Below are 772 nucleotides of genomic sequence, written 5' to 3'. Positions count from 1 at the left end.
GGCCTTGGGTGTGATGGATCGTTTGGTGTTGAGCGACGCGGCCTGGGAGCGAATGGCGCCGCTGATCATAGGCCGGCCGGACCAGCGGGCTCGACCGGGCGGGACAACCGGATGTTCGTGAAAGGTGTGCTTTGGATTGTGCGTACGGGCTCTCCCTGGCGTGATCTTCCGGAGGCGTTCGGAGACTGGAACAGCGTATTCCGGCGCTTCAGTCGATGGAGCATCAAGGATGTTTGGTGGCGGATCTTCGAGGCGATGTCCGATGATCCAGATTTCGAATATCTGATCGTCGATTCCACCATCGTCCGGGCGCATCAGCACGCCGCCGGGGCGAAAAAAGGGGGTCTGAAGATCAGGCGCTTGGCCGCTCGCGCGGTGGCCTGAGCACGAAGATACATATGGCCGTTCGCGGCTTGGGGTGTCCTGTACGGTTCACGCTCACCGCAGGCCAGAAGGGTGATGCACCACAAGCCGCCGCATTGATCGAGGGACTGCCTGCCGAGGTCGTCATCGCCGATACAGCCTATGACGCCGATCATTTGCGCCAAGACATCGCCGCCAAAAAGGCGCTCGCCGTCATCCCCAACAACCCGTCACGCGCACTCAAATATCCGCTCGACAAACATCTCTATGCCCAGCGCCATCTCGTGGAATGCTGCTTCTCCAAACTCAAGCAGTTCCGCCGCGTCGCTACCCGCTTCGAAAAGACCGCCCGAAATTACCGAGCCGTCGTCACTCTCGCTGCCATTGTCCTATGGGTGCGATAAGTGTC

Annotated in this window: 1 pseudogene; it reads left to right on the top strand. The window is 60.2% G+C overall.

Annotated elements, in window-relative coordinates:
• Nucleotides 1–4 precede the first annotated feature (4 nt).
• Nucleotides 5–767 (top strand): annotated as a pseudogene (locus IVA91_RS27140) (IS5 family transposase).
• Nucleotides 768–772 lie beyond the last annotated feature (5 nt).

The sequence above is a fragment of the Bradyrhizobium sp. 153 genome, assembly GCF_023073835.1.
In the GTDB taxonomy this organism is placed as follows: domain Bacteria; phylum Pseudomonadota; class Alphaproteobacteria; order Rhizobiales; family Xanthobacteraceae; genus Bradyrhizobium.
This window is presented reverse-complemented; position numbering and strand designations above follow the sequence as displayed.